The 22,095-nt window shown below is 45.9% G+C and carries 15 protein-coding genes; 7 read left to right on the forward strand and 8 right to left on the reverse strand.

What is annotated here, in order from left to right; genetic code table 11:
* Positions 1 to 89: 89 nt before the first annotated feature.
* The 3 genes from DWU89_RS08660 to DWU89_RS08670 form a co-directional block, all read right to left on the reverse strand.
* Entirely contained in the window at positions 90 to 1,649 is a 1,560-nt protein-coding gene (locus DWU89_RS08660) for a RagB/SusD family nutrient uptake outer membrane protein (protein WP_115499250.1), read from the reverse strand.
* 13 nt (positions 1,650 to 1,662) lie between these two features.
* Positions 1,663 to 4,953: a TonB-dependent receptor gene (locus DWU89_RS08665; protein ID WP_115499251.1), complete on the reverse strand. Its 3,291-nt coding sequence runs from the start codon at positions 4,951 to 4,953 to the stop codon at positions 1,663 to 1,665.
* Positions 4,954 to 5,213: 260 nt separating this feature from the next.
* The gene (locus tag DWU89_RS08670) at positions 5,214 to 6,161 is read right to left on the reverse strand and encodes a FecR family protein (RefSeq protein WP_115499252.1); all 948 of its coding nucleotides are present in this window, start codon (positions 6,159 to 6,161) and stop codon (positions 5,214 to 5,216) included.
* A 453-nt stretch (positions 6,162 to 6,614) separates the two neighbouring features.
* Between DWU89_RS08670 and DWU89_RS08675 the strand changes: the two genes are divergently transcribed.
* From DWU89_RS08675 to DWU89_RS08705, 7 genes are all read left to right on the forward strand, one after another.
* Positions 6,615 to 7,199, forward strand: coding sequence for an RNA polymerase sigma factor (locus tag DWU89_RS08675; RefSeq protein ID WP_115499253.1), 585 nt, complete (start codon positions 6,615 to 6,617; stop codon positions 7,197 to 7,199).
* Positions 7,200 to 7,273: 74 nt separating this feature from the next.
* Positions 7,274 to 8,482 carry a FecR family protein gene (locus tag DWU89_RS08680; protein WP_115499254.1) on the forward strand — a complete coding sequence of 403 codons (1,209 nt, stop codon included), beginning with the start codon at positions 7,274 to 7,276 and terminating at the stop codon, positions 8,480 to 8,482.
* A 133-nt stretch (positions 8,483 to 8,615) separates the two neighbouring features.
* Positions 8,616 to 11,978, forward strand: a complete 3,363-nt coding sequence (locus tag DWU89_RS08685; protein WP_262405921.1) for a TonB-dependent receptor — start codon at positions 8,616 to 8,618, stop codon at positions 11,976 to 11,978.
* 14 nt (positions 11,979 to 11,992) lie between these two features.
* Entirely contained in the window at positions 11,993 to 13,477 is a 1,485-nt protein-coding gene (locus tag DWU89_RS08690; protein WP_115499256.1) for a RagB/SusD family nutrient uptake outer membrane protein, read from the forward strand.
* A 118-nt stretch (positions 13,478 to 13,595) separates the two neighbouring features.
* Complete coding sequence (locus tag DWU89_RS08695) at positions 13,596 to 15,881, forward strand: GH92 family glycosyl hydrolase (protein ID WP_115499257.1); 2,286 nt, start codon at positions 13,596 to 13,598, stop codon at positions 15,879 to 15,881.
* A gap of 11 nt (positions 15,882 to 15,892) precedes the next feature.
* Positions 15,893 to 16,975 carry a Gfo/Idh/MocA family protein gene (locus tag DWU89_RS08700; protein ID WP_115499258.1) on the forward strand — a complete coding sequence of 361 codons (1,083 nt, stop codon included), beginning with the start codon at positions 15,893 to 15,895 and terminating at the stop codon, positions 16,973 to 16,975.
* Between the two features lie 65 nt (positions 16,976 to 17,040).
* Positions 17,041 to 17,607, forward strand: a complete 567-nt coding sequence (locus DWU89_RS08705) for an RNA polymerase sigma-70 factor (protein WP_115499259.1) — start codon at positions 17,041 to 17,043, stop codon at positions 17,605 to 17,607.
* 1 nt (position 17,608) lies between these two features.
* On the opposite strand, the gene DWU89_RS08710 is transcribed toward DWU89_RS08705, so the two are convergent.
* From DWU89_RS08710 to DWU89_RS08730, 5 genes are read right to left on the reverse strand one after another with little or no spacing between them, the layout of a single operon-like run.
* Positions 17,609 to 17,989, reverse strand: a complete 381-nt coding sequence (locus DWU89_RS08710) for a VOC family protein (RefSeq protein ID WP_115499260.1) — start codon at positions 17,987 to 17,989, stop codon at positions 17,609 to 17,611.
* A gap of 9 nt (positions 17,990 to 17,998) precedes the next feature.
* On the reverse strand, positions 17,999 to 19,342 hold the full coding sequence (sufD, locus tag DWU89_RS08715; RefSeq protein ID WP_115499261.1) for a Fe-S cluster assembly protein SufD: 1,344 nt from the start codon (positions 19,340 to 19,342) through the stop codon (positions 17,999 to 18,001).
* A gap of 2 nt (positions 19,343 to 19,344) precedes the next feature.
* The gene (gene sufC / locus DWU89_RS08720) at positions 19,345 to 20,100 is read right to left on the reverse strand and encodes a Fe-S cluster assembly ATPase SufC (protein WP_115499262.1); all 756 of its coding nucleotides are present in this window, start codon (positions 20,098 to 20,100) and stop codon (positions 19,345 to 19,347) included.
* Positions 20,101 to 20,126: 26 nt separating this feature from the next.
* Entirely contained in the window at positions 20,127 to 21,572 is a 1,446-nt protein-coding gene (sufB, locus tag DWU89_RS08725; protein WP_115499263.1) for a Fe-S cluster assembly protein SufB, read from the reverse strand.
* Between the two features lie 29 nt (positions 21,573 to 21,601).
* Positions 21,602 to 22,093 carry a CvpA family protein gene (locus tag DWU89_RS08730; protein ID WP_115499264.1) on the reverse strand — a complete coding sequence of 164 codons (492 nt, stop codon included), beginning with the start codon at positions 22,091 to 22,093 and terminating at the stop codon, positions 21,602 to 21,604.
* Positions 22,094 to 22,095 lie beyond the last annotated feature (2 nt).

Below are 22,095 nucleotides of genomic sequence, written 5' to 3' on the forward strand. Positions count from 1 at the left end.
AATAAAGGAAGAAAAGGGCCGGCTATAACACGTCTTACACCATTACAACCGGCCCATATAGAATAATACCTATTAAAAAAAGCCTTTAGTTACCAACCTTCATTTGGTGTACACAACGGATTCGCAGATATTTCCTTTGCAGGTATCGGATAATAGTAATAACGGTTCGTATCGCCTACCTTTCCGGTAATAAGCTGATTATAACGATTTTCATTACAAGTCCGCATACGTTCTTCCAGCAATCCCCAACGCCGCAGGTCGTAGAAACGTTCTCCTTCCACGAAGAATTCGATTGCGCGCTGGTGTTCCAGATCGCTGAAAATAGCTTCCGAGGTCTGCGCCCCACTATACGGATTCAGGTTGGCACGCTCGCGAATCTGATTCAGATAACCGACAGCCTTTGCCAAATCCTGTCTGCCGGAACTGCGCAGATAAGACTCAGAAAGCAGCAGGAGAACGTCGGCATAACGCACGGCGCGTTCATTAATAACAGACATAGGAGGATCAGCTTCCGATGTTGCCGTACTTGAATTCTGATATTTCAGTATCCAATATGTGCTCCATCGATCCTCTGTTTTAAAGATCTCGCGGAACGGTTGCATATAATACATACAACCATCATAATCCCAAGCTACAGACGAACGGGCGCGATAGTCGGAATTACCGTCCTTGTCTTTTTCCTGCAAGAATATATTCATCATCTGCTGAGTAGGATTTGCTTCATACCAACCACTGGCTTCCGGTGCTGCATATTCTTTCGGACGGGTGTTCGTCTGGGTCGAGTTGATATTCTCTCCGTCTCCCCAGATATCGGTACCACCGACCGGTTCCATCAACAACTCGAAAATACTTTCAGCATTATTTTCATGAGTGTCATCGAAGTTCCAGGAAAAGTCTTCCACCAAACGATAGGTGTAAGGAGCTTGTGTCAGTGGCTCCAACACATCGATTGCTTTATCGAATTCTTCCTCATATACATACAGTTTACCCAGAATTGCATAAGCAGCCCCTTTAGTCGGTTTTCCGATAACGTTATTCTCGACCGGCAACAAAGATGCAGCCGTAGTCAAATCCTGCTCGGCCTGTGCCCAAACTTCAGCCTGCGTAGATTTTTCCAACGGGAAAGTAGACGGAGACTGTGATGCCGTCAGACGTAAAGGAACATTTTTAAACTCTTTAGCCAACTGGAACAAATAAAATCCACGGATAAACAGGCATTCGGCTTTTACCCTGTTTACAAAATCGGTCGAAAACTCCGAACCCTTTTCATCCAGCTTCTGCATAATTGAGTTTGTCCTGTACAATGCATTATAGAACTGATAGAACATGCCTTGAGACAGAGAGTTGCCATTCGTATTGGTAAAATAGCAAGCCTGGAAAACTTCGTTGATATCATTTCGGAATTCGACCTCGTCGGCACGTGCGATACGCATCATTACGCCACGGGTTCCGTAATATCCGCCGTTCAGGGCATTCTTTAAAGGAGTGTAGCAGGATGTCAAAGCCAGCTCGAAATCGGCTTCATTCTGCCAGAAAGTATCTTCCGTCGCCTTGTTCGGATTGACCTGTTCCAACTGGGCGTCACATGATGTGCACAAGCCGATAACGGCTGCTGCACAAGATATAAAATATAGATATATTCGTTTCATACAATTACTTTATTTAAAATGTTACGTTCAGACCCACCATAAATGTACGGTTAGAAGGATATATAAATTCATCGAAACCACGGGAATAAACATCCGAAGAATTTACATCCGGAGTATATCCCGAATAAGACGAAATCGTAAAGAGGTTCTCCGCATTGAAATAAACACGGGCTTTCTGTATCAGTCCATGGAACCATACATTAGGCAATGTGTAACCTACCTGCAAGTTTCTCAGACGGAAATAAGATCCGCTTTCCAGATAACGGTCGGATTCCGAACGGGCATTCCGGTTGGGATCGGTCCAGATCAAACGTGGCTGGGATGCATTTTGATTTTCCGGTGTCCAGTAATCTAATGTACTTGCCAGATAATTCGTTCCGCGGGTTACATCCGTCAATTCCAAACGTGTCGCATTATAAATCTTATTTCCGGTTACTCCCTGGAATCCGATGGAGAAATCGACATTCTTATAAGTGACATTACCGTTGATAGAATAGGTGAATTTCGGGAACGGGCTACCACTATACACACGGTCGTCGTCATTAATCGTACCGTCGTTGTTCGTATCCTTAAAACGGATATCACCAGGTTTGGCACTCGGCTGGATCAGGACACCGTCTTTCTGGTGGGCCTGTACCTCCTCTGCGCTGTTGAAATAGCCATCGGTGGGGATCAACCAGAAACCTCCGATAGGATAACCAGCCAGTGTCCGGGTGGTATACGTTCCACCATGAATCGTACCTCTCTCGATCGGCTGCATCCCTTCACCCAAAGCAATCACCTCGTTCTTATTATAGGTACCCAAGAAACTGACGCCATAAGAGAGATTCTTGTTCAGGGATTCATTCCATCCGAGGTTAAATTCAAAACCCTGGTTACGGATCTTACCTGCATTCTGGATCGGGTCATTCGCACCACCGGATGAAATAGGAATAGGCACATTCAGCAAAATGTCTTTCGTATTCTTCACATACCAGTCCGCAGTCAATGTCAAACGGTTTCGCAACGCCATGAAGTCGATACCGATATTCGTCATGGCAGTTTCCTCCCATTTGATATCCGGATTGGCAAATGTTTTCGGGAAAGCTCCCTGTATCAATCCGCTCTTTCCGTCCGGATAATTAATACCGGTGGTCACGACTGATACATACTGGTAATTGTCGATCTCTTGATTACCCAGCACACCATAGCCTCCTCTCAACTTAAGCTGATCAAGCCATGAAGTATTATTCTTCACAAAATCTTCTTCTGCGATATTCCAACCAACAGACACTGACGGGAAATTGCCATAACGGTTATTGGAACCGAACTTGGAAGAACCGTCACGACGGATAGTCGCAGTCAATAAATAACGGTTCTTGTAAGAATAGAAAGCACGTCCCAAGATAGAGGTCAACACACTACGGCTGGAATTACCACTTACGGCCAGTCCCTGTGCAGCGGCATCTATCTCCTTAATACCAGTTGGCATTCCTTGACCTGATCCCTGCATATAGCGATAGCGGGAATCCTGATAGGTATAACCGGCAAGTACGGAAATCTTATGATCACCGAAAGTACGGTCGAAAGTCAGCAAGTTTTCAACCAAGACATTACGTGTCCGGGTCTGTTGTTCTGTTACCTGCGTGATGTCATTCTTATTCAATCCGTAATCATACAATCCTAAATAGCTATTGTAACGGTAGAACTGGAAGTCCGGAGTCAGATTCAATTTATATTTCAGCCCCTTCATAAACTCCACAGAGACATAAGCATTTGCAAATATCTTCACATTATCACTGTAACGGTTCATCAGATTGTCATCCACCATACCCAGCGGGTTATACAGGTTTACAACATCACCATACAAAGCGCCATAGCCACCAGTCTGGTTTGCGTCATACTGTTCCAACGTTGGAATAGCCTGTATCGTATGGCCTACATATCCTCCACGAATCTCAGAAAGCAGAGGTTTATCCTGGCTATAAGTCAGAACGATGTTCGTCCCTGCCTGGAAAATACCCTTCTTGAAATCCTGTTTACTCTGCAACGTATAACGCTGATAGTTCGTTCCTTTCATCACACCGTCCTGGTTCGTATACCCCACACTATTATAATAGGTAGAATATTTACCACCCCCTTTTACAGACAGGTTATAGTTCTGCATCAAAGCCGGGCTGAACATCAGGCTTTGCCAGTCATTATCCGGCTTGGAAGCCAGATCCATTGCCATATCAAGCGGATTCATCCCGGCTGCCTTTCTGGAAACCGTCGTCACTTCCGCCCATCCGGCAGCATCCAACAAGTCCAGATATTTACTCGGAGAGCTGACACCGACATTGGCCGACAGGTCGATAATAGGTTTCCCTTCCGTATTGCTACCCTCTTTTGTCGTGACGATCACAACACCATTGGCTGCACGTGAACCGTAGATAGCTGCCGAAGAAGCATCCTTCAACACGTCGATGCTGGCAATATCGTTCGGATTGATATGGTCGATTCCGCTCATATACATACCATCCACGATATACAAAGGAGATGAATTGTTCAACGTACCGATACCACGAACCATGACACGGGTACTTCCGCCCGGCGCACCTCCCTGCGAAACGATATCGACACCGGCAATCTTTCCTTGCAAAGCCTGGCCGATAGTCGTGTTACTCTGTGTATTCAGCTTTTCCGTACTGACATTGGCAACCGAACCGGTCAAATCCGCTTTCTTCTGCGTACCGTAACCAATAACGACTACTTCGTCCAAGGCCTTCGTATCTTCCAATAGTACGACATTGATTACTTTCTGGTTTCCAACCACTATTTCCTTTGACAGGTAACCGATATAAGAAATATTCAAAACAGATTTAGGATCAGCTTCAATAGAGAAATTACCGTCAATATCGGTAACAGTTCCGTTCGTAGTACCTTTTACAACAACATTTGCTCCGATAATAGGCTCACCCATATTATCGACAATCCGGCCTGTCACTGTTTGTGTTTGTTGTTTTACAGCAGCTACGACATTCGCATCTTTTGCAGACAATACAATGTGAGTGCCTTCCATTTCATATTCAATACCTGCATTTTTTAACAAGTTATCCAATACTTCGGATACAGGTTTCGTTTTGGCCTTAACCGAAACCTTACGGTTAACATTGACCTGATTATTGTAAATAAACAAATAATCTGTCTGACTTTCAATCTCATTCAGAATTTCTTCCAACTGAGTGTTGTTTTTGTTGATACTAACCCGGGCGTTCTGCGAATGTGAATTTTCGGCATACGAGCAGAATACGCAGGCTCCCAAAAGGAATGTGGAGATTCGCATAGTTCTCAAGTTTTTTTTACCTGACGGGGTTTTCGGATAATATCCACCCGACAAAAAGTTTTTTTTCATACCTTTGTAACTGATTTGAAGTTAATACAATAAATTTAAAAAAATTGTGTTGATTTGAATGCCGGTAAATGCCCCCCAGCGCTTGCCGGCATTTTTTTGTTAGCTATTGTCTGTTTTCATGTCTCCTGAATTTACAAGGTTAATACTAATATTGTGTTTTTTATTTTGTTCTTATAATTACTTATTTGTGTTTATCTGATATAAATGACTTGATTTTCGTCATCTCGCTCATATCGAAAACTGATATCTTTCTGTAGAACTCTCAATGCGTAATCAATACCATCCGCCTGCCGGAACTTCCCGGTGAAATTATACTTCAATACTGCTTTATTCTCTATAATTATACTGACTCCGAAATATTTCTCCAAATCATTCATGATATAGGAAAATGATTCGGCTCTAAAACAAATCAATCCTTCTTTCCAACGATACGGGTTATAATCGTCTACCGGAACCACAGTCAACCGGCCGTCCTTCTCGAGGCATGCCTTACTGTCCGGCGCTAAAATCAATGTATTCCCAACTCCCTGTTTAGACGCAACTTTCACACTACCTTCCATTAAGGTTACTTCGAAATCGTCTTTATCGGAATATCCCTCTACATTGAATTTAGTACCTAATACTTCCATCTTACATTTATTCGTCTCTACGATAAATGGCCTTTGCTTATCCTTTGCAACATCGAAGTAAGCTTCTCCGTCTACCGTCACCTGACGTATGGATTTATCAAATACTGCCGGATACAATATTCTCGTACGGGCATTCAGCCAAACATTTGTTCCATCCGATAACGTAAGATTTACCCGTTGTCCGGAAGGGACATAAATAGATTGCATCGGCACTGTCTGATTTTTATCCGAAACAAATTGATACAAGATATTAAGTCCCAATGTCACAGCCACAACTGCTGCGACTTTCAATATCTCAGTTCTGAGAGAACTATTATGTCGCGATTTTACCCGCTGCGCTTTTCCTATTGCCTTTTCATCGCCAAGAAGCAACATCGAATCAAATAACTTTCTCTCTCTCAGAAACTCACGCCTGTTCTCCGGAGAATGTTCCATCCATTGCCGGATCTCGACTTCCTCTTCATAAGAAGCCGTGCCTTCAAAGAATTTATATAATACTTTCCGGTTCATTTTATAACTTTTCGGTTACGCTTACATAATACTAACAGTTCATAAAACGGTATCCCTAGTTGGAATTGAAAAAAAAATTTCATTTTGACTGTTTTCCCCGGTCCTCTATTGCATGTCACAGCCGTATTCTTTTCATGTCACAACTGTCTGCCTTCTGTGTTACAGTTGGATTTCTTTTGTTTCACGACTGTAACATGAATAGCGGATAAATATTGAGAAACAAGATACTCCGCATGAATGGCTCTGTCTGCCGGGTTATCCCTTCCTTCACGGCACTTCGGGAGGCTCATGACCGTCCTACGGAATATTTTGGCAAATGAGGCAGATAATTTGATAAAGAACGCCTGATGCAACGATATAAGATTCTATATAATGATGGATACCAGGTATTTTTAAACTCATTCTATATATTTTAGGATAAAAAGGCTATATTTGCGCTGAGACAACAATAATATGTGGGAAGACGAGAGTAAAATAAAATGGGATCAATTTCTGGCGGGCGATAACAACGCTTATAGCTGGATATATAAAGCTCACATACAAATGTTGTTCCGGTACGGGCGTCGCTTTACATCCGATACTGAACTGATCAAAGATTGCATCCAGGACGTATTTACCGGGTTATACAAAAACAGGAAGCAACTCATCACACCCAGAAACATAAAGGTCTATCTCCTCATTTCCATAAAGAACAGCCTGGTCAATGCGTTATACCGCGAAGACCGCTATACACCTTATGACAGCGAAGCAGTTCCATTCGCATTGGGATTGAGTGTCGAAGAACAATATCTGGATAACGAACAATATGCAAACCAGCAGAAAAAGATACAGGAAATATTGAATATACTGACTCCCCGCCAAAAAGAAATCATTTATTACCGCTACATTCAAGAACTTAGTTTTGATGAAATCTGTACCATGATGGACATGAACTACCAGTCAGCACAAAACCTGATCCAGCGTTCGCTGAAAAAAATCCGGGAAGAATATGGTTCTCCGGAGATATTCCTGCTTATCCTGACCTATCTCGCACATTAATTAAAAAAAATATCATTTTAAGTGAGTATAAATAGAGGGATGCTTTGTCCTTATAGAAAGCAAGCACGCATCAGATGCATAAAGATTATACAAAATACTCAGCAGACCAGCTCCTGAATGACGATTACTTTTTGCAGTCAGAGCTACATCCGACAGAAGAGAGCCGCCTCTTTTGGCAAAATCTTATGGAGGAAAACGAACCACTGGCTGCCGAGATCGAAATCGCCCGTCTTTTACTGAACGCATTAGAAAAAGATACGGAGATCCCTTCTTTGACAAGCACGGAAGAAAATACATTGTGGCAACAGATTGAACAGACTAATATCGAGACGGAAAGAAAAAACAGACGTTCCCGGATCATAAGAGAAGTTTTCAGTATTGCTGCGACCATCACGCTTTTGTTTGCTGTCGGATGGTATATGGCTTTTGAGCCGAAAAAACAGGGCACGGACTATCTGGCAATTATCGAATCTATAAATATTCCGGACAGTGCTTCCCAAAAAGTACAGTTAATCCTCGATAATAATGAGAAAATGGATCTCGAAGGAGACGAGGCGCAACTGGAATATAAAAAAGAAGGGCAAGTAAATGTCAATTCCAAGAAAGTAGAATTGGAAAAACAAGAAAGTACTCAACCGGCATATAATCAATTAGTAGTACCCGTAGGGAAACGTTCCTCCGTTACATTTTCCGATGGGACGAAGATATGGGTTAACTCAGACACGAAAGTGGTTTACCCGGTTGCTTTCGCCAACGAGAAAAGAGAGATATTTGTTGAAGGAGAGATATTCCTGGAAGTCAGCCATGATGCCAAAAGGCCCTTTATCGTAAAGACGAAACAAATGGAAATTAAAGTCCTGGGTACTAAATTCAATGTAAGTGCCTACAAAAATGAAAACAACATGCAAGTCGTCCTGGTCGAAGGCAAAGTGGAAGTTAATACGGACAATAAAAATAAAAGCCTGTTAGCTCCCAACCAAATGTTCCACTATGACGGCCGGTTGCAGAAAGGAAAGATTTCAACGGTCGATATAAATGATTATGTAGCCTGGAAAGATGGTTATTACCAGTTCCACCACGAATCGCTCAATGTGATTTTGCGAAAGCTATCCCGCTATTACGGTACACTGATTTACTGTGATAATACGGACAACGATCTTAGTTGCAGCGGAAAGCTGGATCTTAAAGATAACCTTGAAGACGTACTGAATTCACTGAAAAGGGCAATTCCACTTGAAATTGAGAACAAAAATGAGAGTATAAAAATCAATGTTAAACATTAAATCATTCAATTATGGATCCTTAAATTATCACAGACAGTTTTTATTCTAATGTATTATTTAATTTATTCACCTAAATCTCCATAGAAATATGAAAAATAACACAAGGCTTAGTTTTTGCCTATTTCTCTTATTTATGGGAATCAGAGTCTGCTTTGCGGCTGACATATATTCGCAACGGACTTTTTTCACGATCGAATCTAATAGTTTAACAGTCAAAGATGTCCTCAACAAAATAGAAAAGGAAAGCGAGTACATCTTCTTTTACATGGACAAATCGATTGATTTGAACCGCAAAGTCTCAGTCAATGCCAAAGAGCAGCAAGTAGACAAGATTCTTGAACAGATTTTTTCCGGGACTAATACCAAGTATTATATTTCCGACCGGCAGATAATCCTTTCTAAAACAAAACTGAACCCGTTGCCTGCCGACATGCAGCAAAACGGGAAGACCATCACCGGAGTCGTACAAGATGCATTAGGCCCGATTGCCGGAGCCAACATCATTGTGAAAGGTACGACAAACGGGAACATTACGGACATGGACGGTAAATTCACACTCGAGAATGTGCCCGCCAACGCAGTCCTTGTCGTTTCCTATATCGGCTTTACTTCGCAGGAAATACGTGTAGGCAACCAGACGTCTTTCAATATTACTCTTCAGGAAGATTCCGAAGCGCTGGACGAAGTAGTAGTAGTCGGCTACGGCGTGATGAAGAAAAAAGATTTGACAGGCGCTGTGGCACAAGTGGGAAGCAACTCTTTGAAAGACCTGAAGGTCTCTCACCCGACAGAAGCAATGGCCGGTAAACTCGCCGGTGTACAGGTGCAGCAGGTAGGTGGACAACCGGGACAGGCTGCCACGATCCGCGTACGTGGATCCGGCTCTATCACCGCATCCAGCGCTCCGTTGTATGTTGTCGACGGATATCCTTTGGGAGAACAGAACCTGAATGCAATCAACCCGAATGACATTGAATCAATCGAAGTGTTGAAAGATGCTTCCGCAGCAGCCATCTACGGTTCGCGTGCTGCAAACGGCGTCGTACTGGTCACAACCAAATCAGGAAAGGCCGGTAAAGTAAGTGTCAGCCTGGATATCTATGCAGGTTTCCAGAACGTAACAAAAAAGATGGACCTGATGAATGCACAGGAATTTGTGGAATTCAGCCGGGAAGCCTTCAACAACCACTACGTAGAATCCGTTCCGGGAGCATCCGCCAGTGATCCGCTGAGCATGCGTCCTTCCGGAAACCGCTATCGCTATCCGGGCATCTACGACGATGCGTCCTATATCGCTTCTTTGGGAGCCGGAACAGACTGGCAAGATGAAATTTTCCGCACTTCTCCGGTACAGAACTACCAGTTGACAGTGACAGGTGGTGACGAAAAGACCAAGTATATGTTCTCCGCCGGCTATTTCAAACAGGAAGGTGTCGTGATCAACAGTGATTACGAACGTTTCTCGGCCAGAGCTAAAATCGACAGCGAACTGAACAGTTGGTTGAAGATGGGTGTCAACTTGGCTCCTACCTATATGAATGCCAACAAGACGACCCAGGGCCACTGGGCAAGTGACGGTGTTATCAACGCGGCACTGGCAACATCACCCGTCGTACCTGTATATAATGAAGATGGTACATGGGCCTCTCAGGCCATGTACGCTGTCGCTAGCGACGGTTTGACCGGAGTACCGAATGCAGTTGCACTGACTCATATCCACAATTATGACACAGATCTCCGTCTCTTCAGTAACGGTTACATCGAACTTTCCTTGATGAAAAACCTGAAACTGAAATCAACGATCGGTGCCGACATCCGCGAATACAGAGGTGAATATTTCCGCCCGGCAACCATTCCGAACAACGGAAACGTCGCTCCCCTTCCTTCTACGGAAAGAAAAGCAACAGAAAAATCCACCGAAATTGTAAACTGGTTGAATGAAAATACCATTACTTACTTCGGTTCATGGGACAAACATGAACTCGATGCTGTCGCCGGTTTTACCGCACAGAAGAACATCTACCGGTACACAGAAGCTACGGGTTCCGATTTCCCGAACGACCAGATCCAGACGATCAACAATGCGACTGTAAAAAGCAGTAAATCCGAACGAAACACTTGGACATTGCTTTCTTACCTGGCACGTGTGAACTATCGCTACGACAACAGATATTACCTGACAGCATCTATCCGTGCCGACGGTTCCTCTCGCTTCGGTAAGAACAACCGCTACGGTTACTTTCCTTCCGGGTCTGTAGCATGGCGTCTGTCACAGGAAGATTTCCTGAAGGACGTGAAATGGTTGTCAGACATGAAGATCCGTGCCAGCTACGGTATCACCGGTAATAACAATATCGGCGATTACGCTTCTATCGGTATCATGGAAAATGCCAATTATGTATTGGGAACAGGAACAGGAAATATTGTAAACGGTGCAGCTCAAAAAAGTTTCTCCAATGCAGACCTTACCTGGGAAAAAACACGTCAGACCGACTTGGGTTTTGAAGTCTCTGTCTTGGACAGCCGTTTGTCACTGTCTCTCGACCTGTATTACCGCAAGACTACCGATCTGTTGATGAATGTTGACATTCCGACTATTACCGGATTCGACAAAGCCATGCAGAACATCGGTAAGATGCGTAACAAAGGTCTTGAAATCACACTTAGCGGTATTCCGTTCAGAAGCAAGGACTTTACTTGGGATGCAACCGGAAATATCTCTGTCAACCGTAACAAGGTATTGGCTTTAGGCCCGACAGGTGACCCGATCTTAAGCGACGGTGGAGCAGGAACGACACATATTACGATGATCGGCCAACCGATCGGTTCCTTCTACGGATATAAGATGCTGGGTATCTTCAAGACGCAAGACGAACTGAATTCTTATCCGCATCTGGCTGATACACATGTGGGAGATGTCATGTTCGAAGATGTCAACGGAGACCAGAAAATCGACGCGGACGACCGTACCATTATCGGTAACAACATGCCGGACTTCACTTGGGGTATGACACATACTTTCGCATACAAAAACTTTGACGCCAGCATCTCTTTACAGGGGGTTGTCGGAAATGATGTATTGCATTTGGGAAGACGTTTCTACACACAGGGTGAAGGTAACCAGAATCAGTTGAAGGAAATGATGGGACGCTGGCAATCAGAAACAAACCCGGGTAGCGGATGGATTCCGAGAGCTAACTCACAGCCGACCGGACAGAACAATGCCATCTCTTCCCGTTGGGTGGAAAGCGGTTCTTTCCTCCGTGTCAACAACCTGACTGTCGGTTACACCTTGCCAGATGCATTTACAAAAAAATGCGGTATGCAACGGGCACGCCTCTATGTTTCTACACAGAACCTGCTGACGATCACAAGTTATAGCGGCTACAACCCGGAAACAAGTTTCAAGGAAGACAATGTAACAGCGCCCGGTACCGACTACGGTATGTACCCGCTATATCGCACCTGTACTTTCGGTATTAACGTAACCTTTTAAATAGCAGACGAATTATGAAACTAAAATATAATCTGATCGCAATAGCCTTGCTGGGAATCGGCTTTTCTTCTTGCAGCGATTTCCTGGAGCAGAATCCGCAAACGGATTTAAGTGAAAACGATTTCTACAAGACCGCCGACGACATTACCTCAGCGGTAAACGGAGCTTACTCCTCCATGCAGGAAAGCAACATCTACGGTAACTGGTATGTATTCGGCGAAATACCTTCCGACAATACCCGTAACCAGCTGTCTGGTTCTGTGACCAGCCAGGATGAGTTCGACAAATTCTATATCGACACCCAGAACAGCTATATAGCCGATTTCTGGAAAGCGGCCTATAAAGTAATCAACCGTACAAACACGGTATTGGGACGTATCGACGGTATCACAATCAACGCCGACTTGGCAAACCGGTACAAACTGGAATGTAAATTTATCCGCGCCCTAATGTATTTCAATCTGGTACGCGTTTACGGCGACGTTCCTTTGGTATTGAAAGAGATCAGTATCTCGGAATCCTACGACATTCTGCGCGAACCGAAAGACAATGTGTACAACCAGATCATCGCCGACCTGAAAGAAGCACAGGGTCTGCCGGCATCCTATCCGACGGCGGAAGACGGACGTGCCACACAGGGCGCAGCAAAAGCATTGCTGGGTAAAGTCTACATGACACTGCACAAATATGCAGAAGCAGAAGCAATCCTGGGCGAAGTGATCAACAGCGGACGTTACGGTTTACTGGAGAATACGGCAGGCAGCCTGAATATCGACGGTTATAAGGATGTGTTCAGCCCGGTTAACCATAACAGCAAAGAAGGAATCTTCGAAATACAGTTCCTGAAAGGCGGTTACGGTGAAGGTTCCAACTATGCCAACAACTTCGCACCCGAAAACTCAGGAACGAACGTAGTGACGGTTGGTGGTACAGGCGGTAACAATATTCCGGAAATGGATATCTATAACGCATATGAAGAAGGTGACCTGCGCCGTGATTTCTCCATGTCGTTAGGCTATAATGACAATCGTAAGAACGATGAATGGGTAGAATCGCGCTATGTTCGCAAGTTTATGGACGTTCCTTATCAGGGTAACGATGCCAGCAACAACTATCCGGTAATCCGTTATGCCGATGTGATTCTGATGTATGCAGAAGCACTGAACCAGAACGGTAAGACGGCTGAAGCCTGCAAGTATCTGAACATGACACGCCGCCGTGGTTTCGGATATCAGACAACAGAGACATCTCCGGTTGACCTGCAGACCACCGACAAGACTCAGTTCGAACGGATGGTGGAACAGGAACGTCGTGTGGAACTGGCCTTCGAAAATCATCGTTGGTTCGACCTCATCCGTACCGGACGGGCTGTTGAAGTAATGAAAAGCAAAGGTTTCTCCTTGAACGAGACAAATCTGACCTGCCCGATCCCACAGAAACAGATCGACGTGAATCCGAAGTTGACACAGAACGATTATAAGATCGAATCGAGAAATTAACTAATAAGCAATTCGATATTACATAGAAGACAAGTGGTGGGGAGTCTTCCCCGCCACTTGTAATTTGTTAATTGATAACTAAAATTCTATCTTTGCCACAATCAACAATTCTAATCTCATGAAGACCTGGACAGTTTTATTAAGCACATTGTGTTTATTCTCTTGCAACCAACAAGACAACAAATTTGAAAAGTACGTAAACCCGTTGATAGGTACGGATATCCGTGTCGTACAGGGAAAAGACAAAAACTCGACGGAAGAACGCGGACAGATCATGCCGGCCGTCGGTGTTCCCCATGGTATGACCAACTGGGTGGCACAGACACAAGCTACCGAACAGAAATGTTATCCGCCCTACTATTATTTTCAAGATGCAATCCAAGGATTCCGGGCAAGCCACTGGATGAACGGTTCCTGCACACAAGACTACGGGAGTGTCACAATCATGCCGCTAAATAACAAACTCGAGACAGACCCGCTCAAACGCGCCTCATCTTTCGACCACACAGCAGAAACAGCAACCCCTTCATATTACACAGTCGACTTGAAAGATTACGGCATACATGCCGAACTGACCGGACTTTCCCGTGCCGGTATCATGCAGTTCACCTTTCAACAAGACGGTGAGCATTACATCGTGATCGAACCGAACAGCGACGAAGGTGTCGCCTTTATTCAAATCGATCCGGAGAAAAAAGAAATTACCGGCTATAATCCCGTACACCGTATCTATCAGGGACGCGGCAAAGAGGCCGGATTCAGCGGCTATTTCGTCATTCAGCTGAATGAAGAGATCGCCGATTACGGCGTTTGGGACAGTACAGCTGTGACCTCAGGCAAGAAGTCAACGCAAGGCCGGAAACACAACGTCGGTGCCTGGGTAAAACTGGCCTCCGACAAACCGGGGAAAGCACTGGTCAGAGTGGGCACATCTTTCACAAGCATAGAAAATGCACGCAAGAACCTTATCGCCGAGATACCGGGATGGGACTTCGACAAAGTACGCCGGGCATCTTCCGACACTTGGAACCAGGCATTGGGACAAATTGCCGTAAAAGGGAATAACGAAGAAGAGAAAGTCAAATTCTATTCTGCCCTATACAACGCTCATTTCCTGCCACGTACATTTAGCGACACGGATGGTTCTTATCCGAAATTCGACGGCGGAGAACAAATCATGAAGATGGACCACGGCACTTATTACTGTGATTTCTCACAATGGGACACATACCGTGCCGTTCATCCCCTCTTCTCCATCCTGAACCCGACACGTAATGGCGATATGGCCCATTCGCTCGTCTTGAAAGGACAACAAGGCGGCTGGCTGCCGATCTTCCCATCCTGGAACAGCTACACGGCTGCGATGATCGGAGACCATTGTATCGCCATGATCGGAGACGCTATCGTCAAAGATGCGCCGGGCTTCGACTACGAAGAGGCTTACACCTTGATGCGCAAGAACGCCTTTGAAGCCAATACGGATTCCAACAGCTACCGCGACGGAAAAGGACGCCGGGCGATGGAATCTTACTTGAAATATAACTACGTCCCGCTGGAAGACCCTGTTATGGAAGCTTTCCACCGCCGCGAACAGGTTTCCCGCACGCTGGAATATGCTTATGACGATTTCGTCCTCTCACAAGTAGCCAAGAAGTTAGGTAAAACGGACGATTATAACGCACTGATCAAGCGGGCGGAAAACTACCGCAACGTTATCGATCCCGAAACAGGCTATGCGCGTGGACGGCATGCCGACGGAAGCTGGATTGAACCCTTCGCCCCTTATGATTTTGTCAATTTCATAACGGAAGGCACTCCTTACCATTATACTTGGTATGTTCCGCAAGACATCGCCGGGCTCATGCAGCAGATGGGTGGAAAAGAACGTTTCATCGATCGGTTGGATACTTTCTTCGAAGGCGACTACTACTGGCACGGCAATGAACCGGGACACCACATCGCCTACCTTTTCGCCTATGCCGGCGAACCTTGGAAGACGCAGAAGTGGGTGCATGACATCATCAACCGCGAATACTTCACGACTCCCGACGGACTTTCCGGTAATGACGATGCCGGACAGATGTCTGCCTGGCTGGTGTTCAGCATGGTCGGCTTCTATCCGGTTTGCCCGGGTATGCCATACTACGTGATCGGCAGTCCGACATTTGAAGAAAGTGTAATCACCCTCGAAAACGGAAAGAAATTCACAATCGAAGCCAAAGGGGCATCGGACAAGAACATATACATCCAGTCTGCCACACTTAATGGCCAACCATACGACAAGAGCTACATCCTCCATAAAGATATTATGAACGGAGGCACACTCTCATTTGTCATGGGAGATACACCCAACAAAGAATGGGCATCTTCCAACGAATCGCTTCCTCCTTCACTCGGTTTATAAAATAACAACGTATGAAAAGAATAATTTATATACTCCTGCTCTGCCTCACCGCCCTGACGGTAAAGGCCGGGCAGGACATACCCGTCAGATTAGGAATCATCGGGCTGACGCACTCGCATGTGGGGGGCGTTTTGAATGACAAAAACAAACCTTATGTCATAGCCGGTATTGTCGAACCGAACAAACAGTTGGCGGAACGCATGTCCAAACGGTTCGGTTTCAGCATGGATATCGTATATCCCACGATGCAGGAACTTTACGACAAACAACATCCCGAGGCTGTTGCCTGCTTCAACGCGACCTATTACCACCAGGATGTGGTCCGGTTCTTCGCTCCTAAAAAAGTGCACATCATGGTTGAAAAGCCATTGGCTACAAGTAGCGAACAGGCCCGCGAGATGGCCGATCTTGCCGCCCGGTACCAGATACATCTGCTGACCAATTACGAAACTACCTGGTATGGCTCCCATGAGGAAGCCGCACAACTTATACGGAACGGAGAAATCGGAGATATACGTAAAGCTATTTTCCGGGATGGACATACCGGTCCGGTAGAACGCAACACACATCCGGAAATGATCCCCTGGATTAAAGACCCGGTCTTAAACGGTGGAGGCGCCGTGATGGATTTCGGTTGCTACGGCGCTAACCTGATGACTTGGCTGATGGGAAACCAGAAACCGGTATCAGTCGTATCCGCCTTCCAGACCATCAAGCCGGATCAATACGAAGAAGTGGAAGACCAGGCCACTGTTATCCTGACCTATCCGAAAGCCCAATGCATCATCGAAGCCTCCTGGAACTGGCCGATCAATATGAAGACTTCCGAGATATACGGGAAAAGCGGTTATATCCAGATACCGGACAAGGAAACGCTGCTGATCCGGACAGGCGAGAAGTCACCGGTCCGACAACTCAATCCGGCTGCCCGTCCTGCCCCCTATGATAATCCTTACTCCTACTTCTGTGCAGTGGTAAAGGGGAAAGCGCAGGAGGATCCGCAATCCACATTAGAGAACAATCTGATCGTGATGGAAATTCTCGATGCAGCAAGAGAGTCGGCAAAAACAGGAAAGATTATCTATCTGAAATAAATATATATAGCATTTCCTTTAATATTTACTATATTTACATGCTAATCTATTAAGATAGAGGAAGTATGGAATATTCAGCAGACTTAAAGGCTTTCAATCAATTATTTGCAGATTATCAGGGGCGGTTTATCCGCTTCGCTAATATGTATGTGAGAGATATAGCCGTAGCGGAAGATTTCACTATAGAGGCTTTAATGCAATACTGGGAAAACCGCCAGTCTTTAAAAGCCGACTCCAACATCCCGGCCTACATACTCACTATCATTAAGCGCAAATGCCTCAATTACCTGCAACATATACAAGTCAGGGAAGATGTTGGCGAGCAATTGAAAAACCACGCCGAATGGGAACTAAACACACGCATCTCCACACTTGAAGCCTGTAACCCTGAAGAACTGTTTACGGCGGAAGCTCAGGAGATCGTCAATAAAACACTGGCAAGCCTGCCTAAACAGACTCGCCGTATCTTTATCATGAGCCGCTATGAAAACAAGTCACATAAAGAAATTGCAGAAGCTCTTAATATGACAACCAAAGGAGTGGAATACCATATTGCCCAAGCGTTGAAAAAACTTCACGCCAACTTGAAAGACTACATTCCCCTGCTGGCTTTCCTGACTTATCTGAATTAGGTCAGGCAATCACCTCCACAATATTCCCATCCGGATCCATCACGGCACCCTCATAATAGCCGTCACCGGTTGTACGCGGTTCACCCGTAATCCGGAAACCGTCCGAACGAAACCGTTCGATCATTGCATCGACCTTTTCTTTCGATCCGACAGAGAAGGCGAAATGGGCAAGACCAATAAAAACATCCGTACTCTCCCGGGTAATATCCGCACGCTGCATAATTTCAAGGGAAGCGCCTCCCTCGAATGTTACGAAATAAGAGGCAAAGCCTTTCTTCGGATTTACATACTTCTCATTGCTTTTCCCACTAAAGTACTTGACATAGAAGTCACGCGAGCGTTCCAGCTCGTTTGTCCAGATTGCGATATGTGTTAGCTGCATAGATTATATTTATTTACAAACCCGACAACCGGCACATTTGGCCAGTTCTCCCCGGAAACGTTTTTCTACCAATTTGTGCAAACGGTCCTTCAATGCATCCAAACGTACATGGTCGATTACATCCGATGTGAAAGCTACGCTCAACAGCATACGTGCCTCATCACGGGGAATGCCACGACTTTGCATATAGAACAGAGCATTTTCATCCAGCTGACCGGTTGTCATGCCATGTGAACATTTCACATCGTCGGCATAAATCTCCAACTGCGGCTTGCTGTACATACGGGCTTCACGGGTTGCACAGAGATTGCGGTTCGTCTGATAGGCTGCCGTCTTCTGCGCATCTTCCTTCACCAGGATACGTCCGCTGAAAGCGCCGACAGCATGGTCGTCCAGGACGTTTTTGAACAATTCGTTACTGGTACAATAGGGTACGGCATGTGTAATATGGCTATAGGTATCGACCTGCTGCTCCTTATCCAGGATGGACATGCCGCACAAGGTCGTCTCGGCCTGTTCACCGTTCAGTTCGATATAATAGTTGTTACGGCTAAGGCCGTTATTCAGCGTAATACCGTTTACCAATACGTTGCTGCCGGCTTCCTGCTTCACATGCACAGAAGCGAAACGGGTGGTCGACTCGCTGCTTTCTTCCAGGTCGTAATAATCGAAGAAGGCTCCTTCGCCGGCAAAGATCTCGACAACCTGCGTTGCCAGGAATTTGACATCGTCGATACTATGGTCGCACACCAGCAACTTGGCTTCCGAACGGGGTTCCATAATGACGAGGACACGGCGGTTGGCCATTGTGTCGACGTCGCTACGGAAGATATTCACCAACTGGATCGGACGTTCCACCACAACTCCTTCCGGTACGTAAACCACAAAGCCGTCTTGCGCCAGCATCGTATTCAGGGCGATGATAGCATCCCGCCCGCTTGAAGCGGCTTTTCCGTAGTAGCGGGAAGCAACCTCGGGATACTTTTCCATAAATGTCCGCATGCCTCCTGCATAAACGCCTTCGGGCAGATGCGCCTTTGGCAACATCTTGTCATAGAAAGTGTCGTTCACCACAAAATAGAGCGAAGTACTCAGGTTGGGGACATCGCAACGGAACACGTCATACGGATTGACCGGGATTTCGACGCGGTTGATATTCACCCCGTAGTCCGGAGCGAAAGCCTGCACCACATCGGTATATTTATAATCTTCACTCTTCACCGAAGGGAACCCTAATCGCTCAAAATCAGCCAAAGCCTCCGCACGCGGCAAGTTCATCACCGCCGCCGCATGCTTGCAAATCATCGACTCACACTGCGCAAAGAGATTGATATATTGTTGTTCTGCTTTCATAATTACTCATCTCCCATCTCTTTCTTGATCCAGTCGTAGCCTTTTTCTTCGAGTTCGAGGGCCAGTTCGGGGCCAGCAGTTTTAACGATACGGCCTTTATAAAGGACATGGACTACGTCGGGCTTGATATAATCCAGCAAACGTTGATAGTGCGTGATAACAATAGCGGCGTTTTCCGGCGTACGCAACTGGTTCACGCCGTTTGCCACAATACGGAGGGCATCGATATCCAGTCCGCTATCCGTCTCATCCAGGATAGCTAACTTCGGTTCCAGCATCGCCATCTGGAAGATCTCGTTACGCTTCTTCTCACCACCGGAGAAACCTTCATTCACACTACGGCTTGCCAGTTTATTGTCCAACTCGACAATCGCACGTTTTTCGCGCATCAGCTTCAGGAAATCTGTAGCCGAAACAGGTTCCAAACCTTTATATTTGCGATGTTCGTTCAGGGCGGCACGCATAAAGTTGACCATGCTGACTCCCGGAATTTCCACCGGGTACTGGAAACTAAGGAAAATACCTTCGCGGCTGCGATCTTCCGGTTCAAGCTCCAACAGGTTCTTCCCGTTAAAGGTCACTTCCCCTTCCGTTACTTCGAACGCCGGATTGCCTACCAGTACACTGCTCAAGGTGCTTTTCCCGGAACCGTTCGGCCCCATAATAGCGTGCACCTCACCCGCCTTGACAGAAAGGTTGATCCCTTTCAATATCTCTTTGCCATTGACATTGGCATGTAAGTTCTTTATTTCTAACATAGCTTTCATTATTCACAATTAAAAAATCATCCTACGCTCCCTTCCAGGGAAATGGTCAGCAACTTCTGTGCCTCTACAGCAAACTCCATCGGAAGCTTGTTCATCACCTCGCGGGCATATCCGTTGACGATCAGGCCGACCGCTTCTTCCACCGAGATACCGCGCTGCTGGCAATAGAACAGCTGTTCTTCACTGATCTTGCTTGTCGTTGCCTCATGTTCCACCACAGCCGTTTCATTCTGAATATCGGCATACGGGAAAGTATGGGCGCCACAGGTTGAACTCAGCAACAAGCTGTCGCACTGGCTATGGTTGCGGGCACCTTCGGCACGGGGTGATACTTTCACCAGTCCACGATAGCTGTTCTGGCTATGTCCGGCGGAAATACCTTTCGATACGATCGTGCTGCGTGTATTCCGTCCGAGATGGATCATCTTCGTTCCGGTATCCGCCTGCTGGTAGTTATTGGTCACGGCTACGGAATAGAACTCGCCAACCGAATTATCGCCTGCTAAAATACAGCTCGGATATTTCCAGGTGATGGCAGAGCCCGTTTCTACCTGTGTCCAGGAGATTTTGCTTCCTTCGCCCTTGCACAATCCGCGCTTGGTTACGAAATTATAGATACCGCCCTTTCCTTCTTTATCGCCCGGATACCAGTTCTGGACAGTTGAATATTTCACCTCGGCATGTTCGTGCGCTACGATTTCGACGATAGCGGCATGAAGCTGGTTTTCATCACGCATCGGGGCCGTACAACCTTCCAGATAGCTGACATACGCCTCATCGTCTGCTACGATCAATGTGCGTTCGAACTGTCCGGTGTTTGCCGCATTGATACGGAAATAAGTACTCAATTCCATCGGGCAACGTACCCCTTTCGGGATGTAGACAAACGAGCCGTCGGAAAAGACAGCCGAGTTCAGTGCGGCAAAGAAATTATCACGATAGCCGACTACGCTTCCCAAGTATTTCTGTACCAGGTCGGGATGATGCTGGACGGCTTCGCTGAAGGAACAGAAGATAATACCTTTCTCGGCCAGTGTCTCCTTAAACGTCGTCTTTACAGATACGCTATCCATTACGGCATCGACAGCCATTCCGCTAAGTTGTGCCCGTTCATGCAAAGGGATGCCCAGCTTATCGAAAGTCTTCATCAATTCCGGGTCAACCTCATCAAGGCTTTTCGGCCCTTCCTTCTTCTTCGGGGCAGCGTAATAGATAATATCCTGATAGTCGATAGCCGGAATATCGAGGTGAGGCCAAGTAGGCATCTCCAACGTCTGCCAATGACGGAAGGCTTTCAAGCGGAACTCGAGCAACCACTCCGGTTCATTCTTCTTGGCAGAAATAATACGAACGGTCTCCTCATCCAATCCACGATGAATCACCTCCGTATCGATATCGGTAACAAACCCGTATTTATAATCGCCGGTCGTTACCTCATTCAATATGTCGTTTGAATCTTCCATTATACATTATATATTATTAAACCAACTCCTTACTCTTCCTTAAAAAACAAATTTTGGAAGTAAATAGTTGGGATTATCTCTTTAACTGAATTATAAAAGCGGGATTCGACCTTTGTCTGGCGGGGAATCAAAACCGATCCCCTGTCTATCATCTCCATACCGTTTAGCAGAAGACTGATAAAAAGCATCATAAAACAAAGTCCGAAAACACCTCCTGCCAGATGGTTCAATACGCTAAGCGGCGTAGCCCCTACCACCCGATGCAGAATCTCCCCTGCCAGCAACACGACACCCACAATCAGCAGAAACCCCGCCACATAACTGAGTACCGTCACTCCCTGTTCGGGGAACCACCCCAACGCCAGAATATACCCTCTGAGCCAGAGCGCCGCTTTCGTACAGAAAAAAATTCCGACTAATAGGGCTATAAGCGAAACAACCTGTTTGATGACTCCATCAAACAGGCCTTTCACAAATCCTATTCCTGCCAGACATAGCAATGTAATGTCCAACCAGTTCATGT

Source organism: Parabacteroides acidifaciens (assembly GCF_003363715.1).
Taxonomy (GTDB): domain Bacteria; phylum Bacteroidota; class Bacteroidia; order Bacteroidales; family Tannerellaceae; genus Parabacteroides; species Parabacteroides acidifaciens.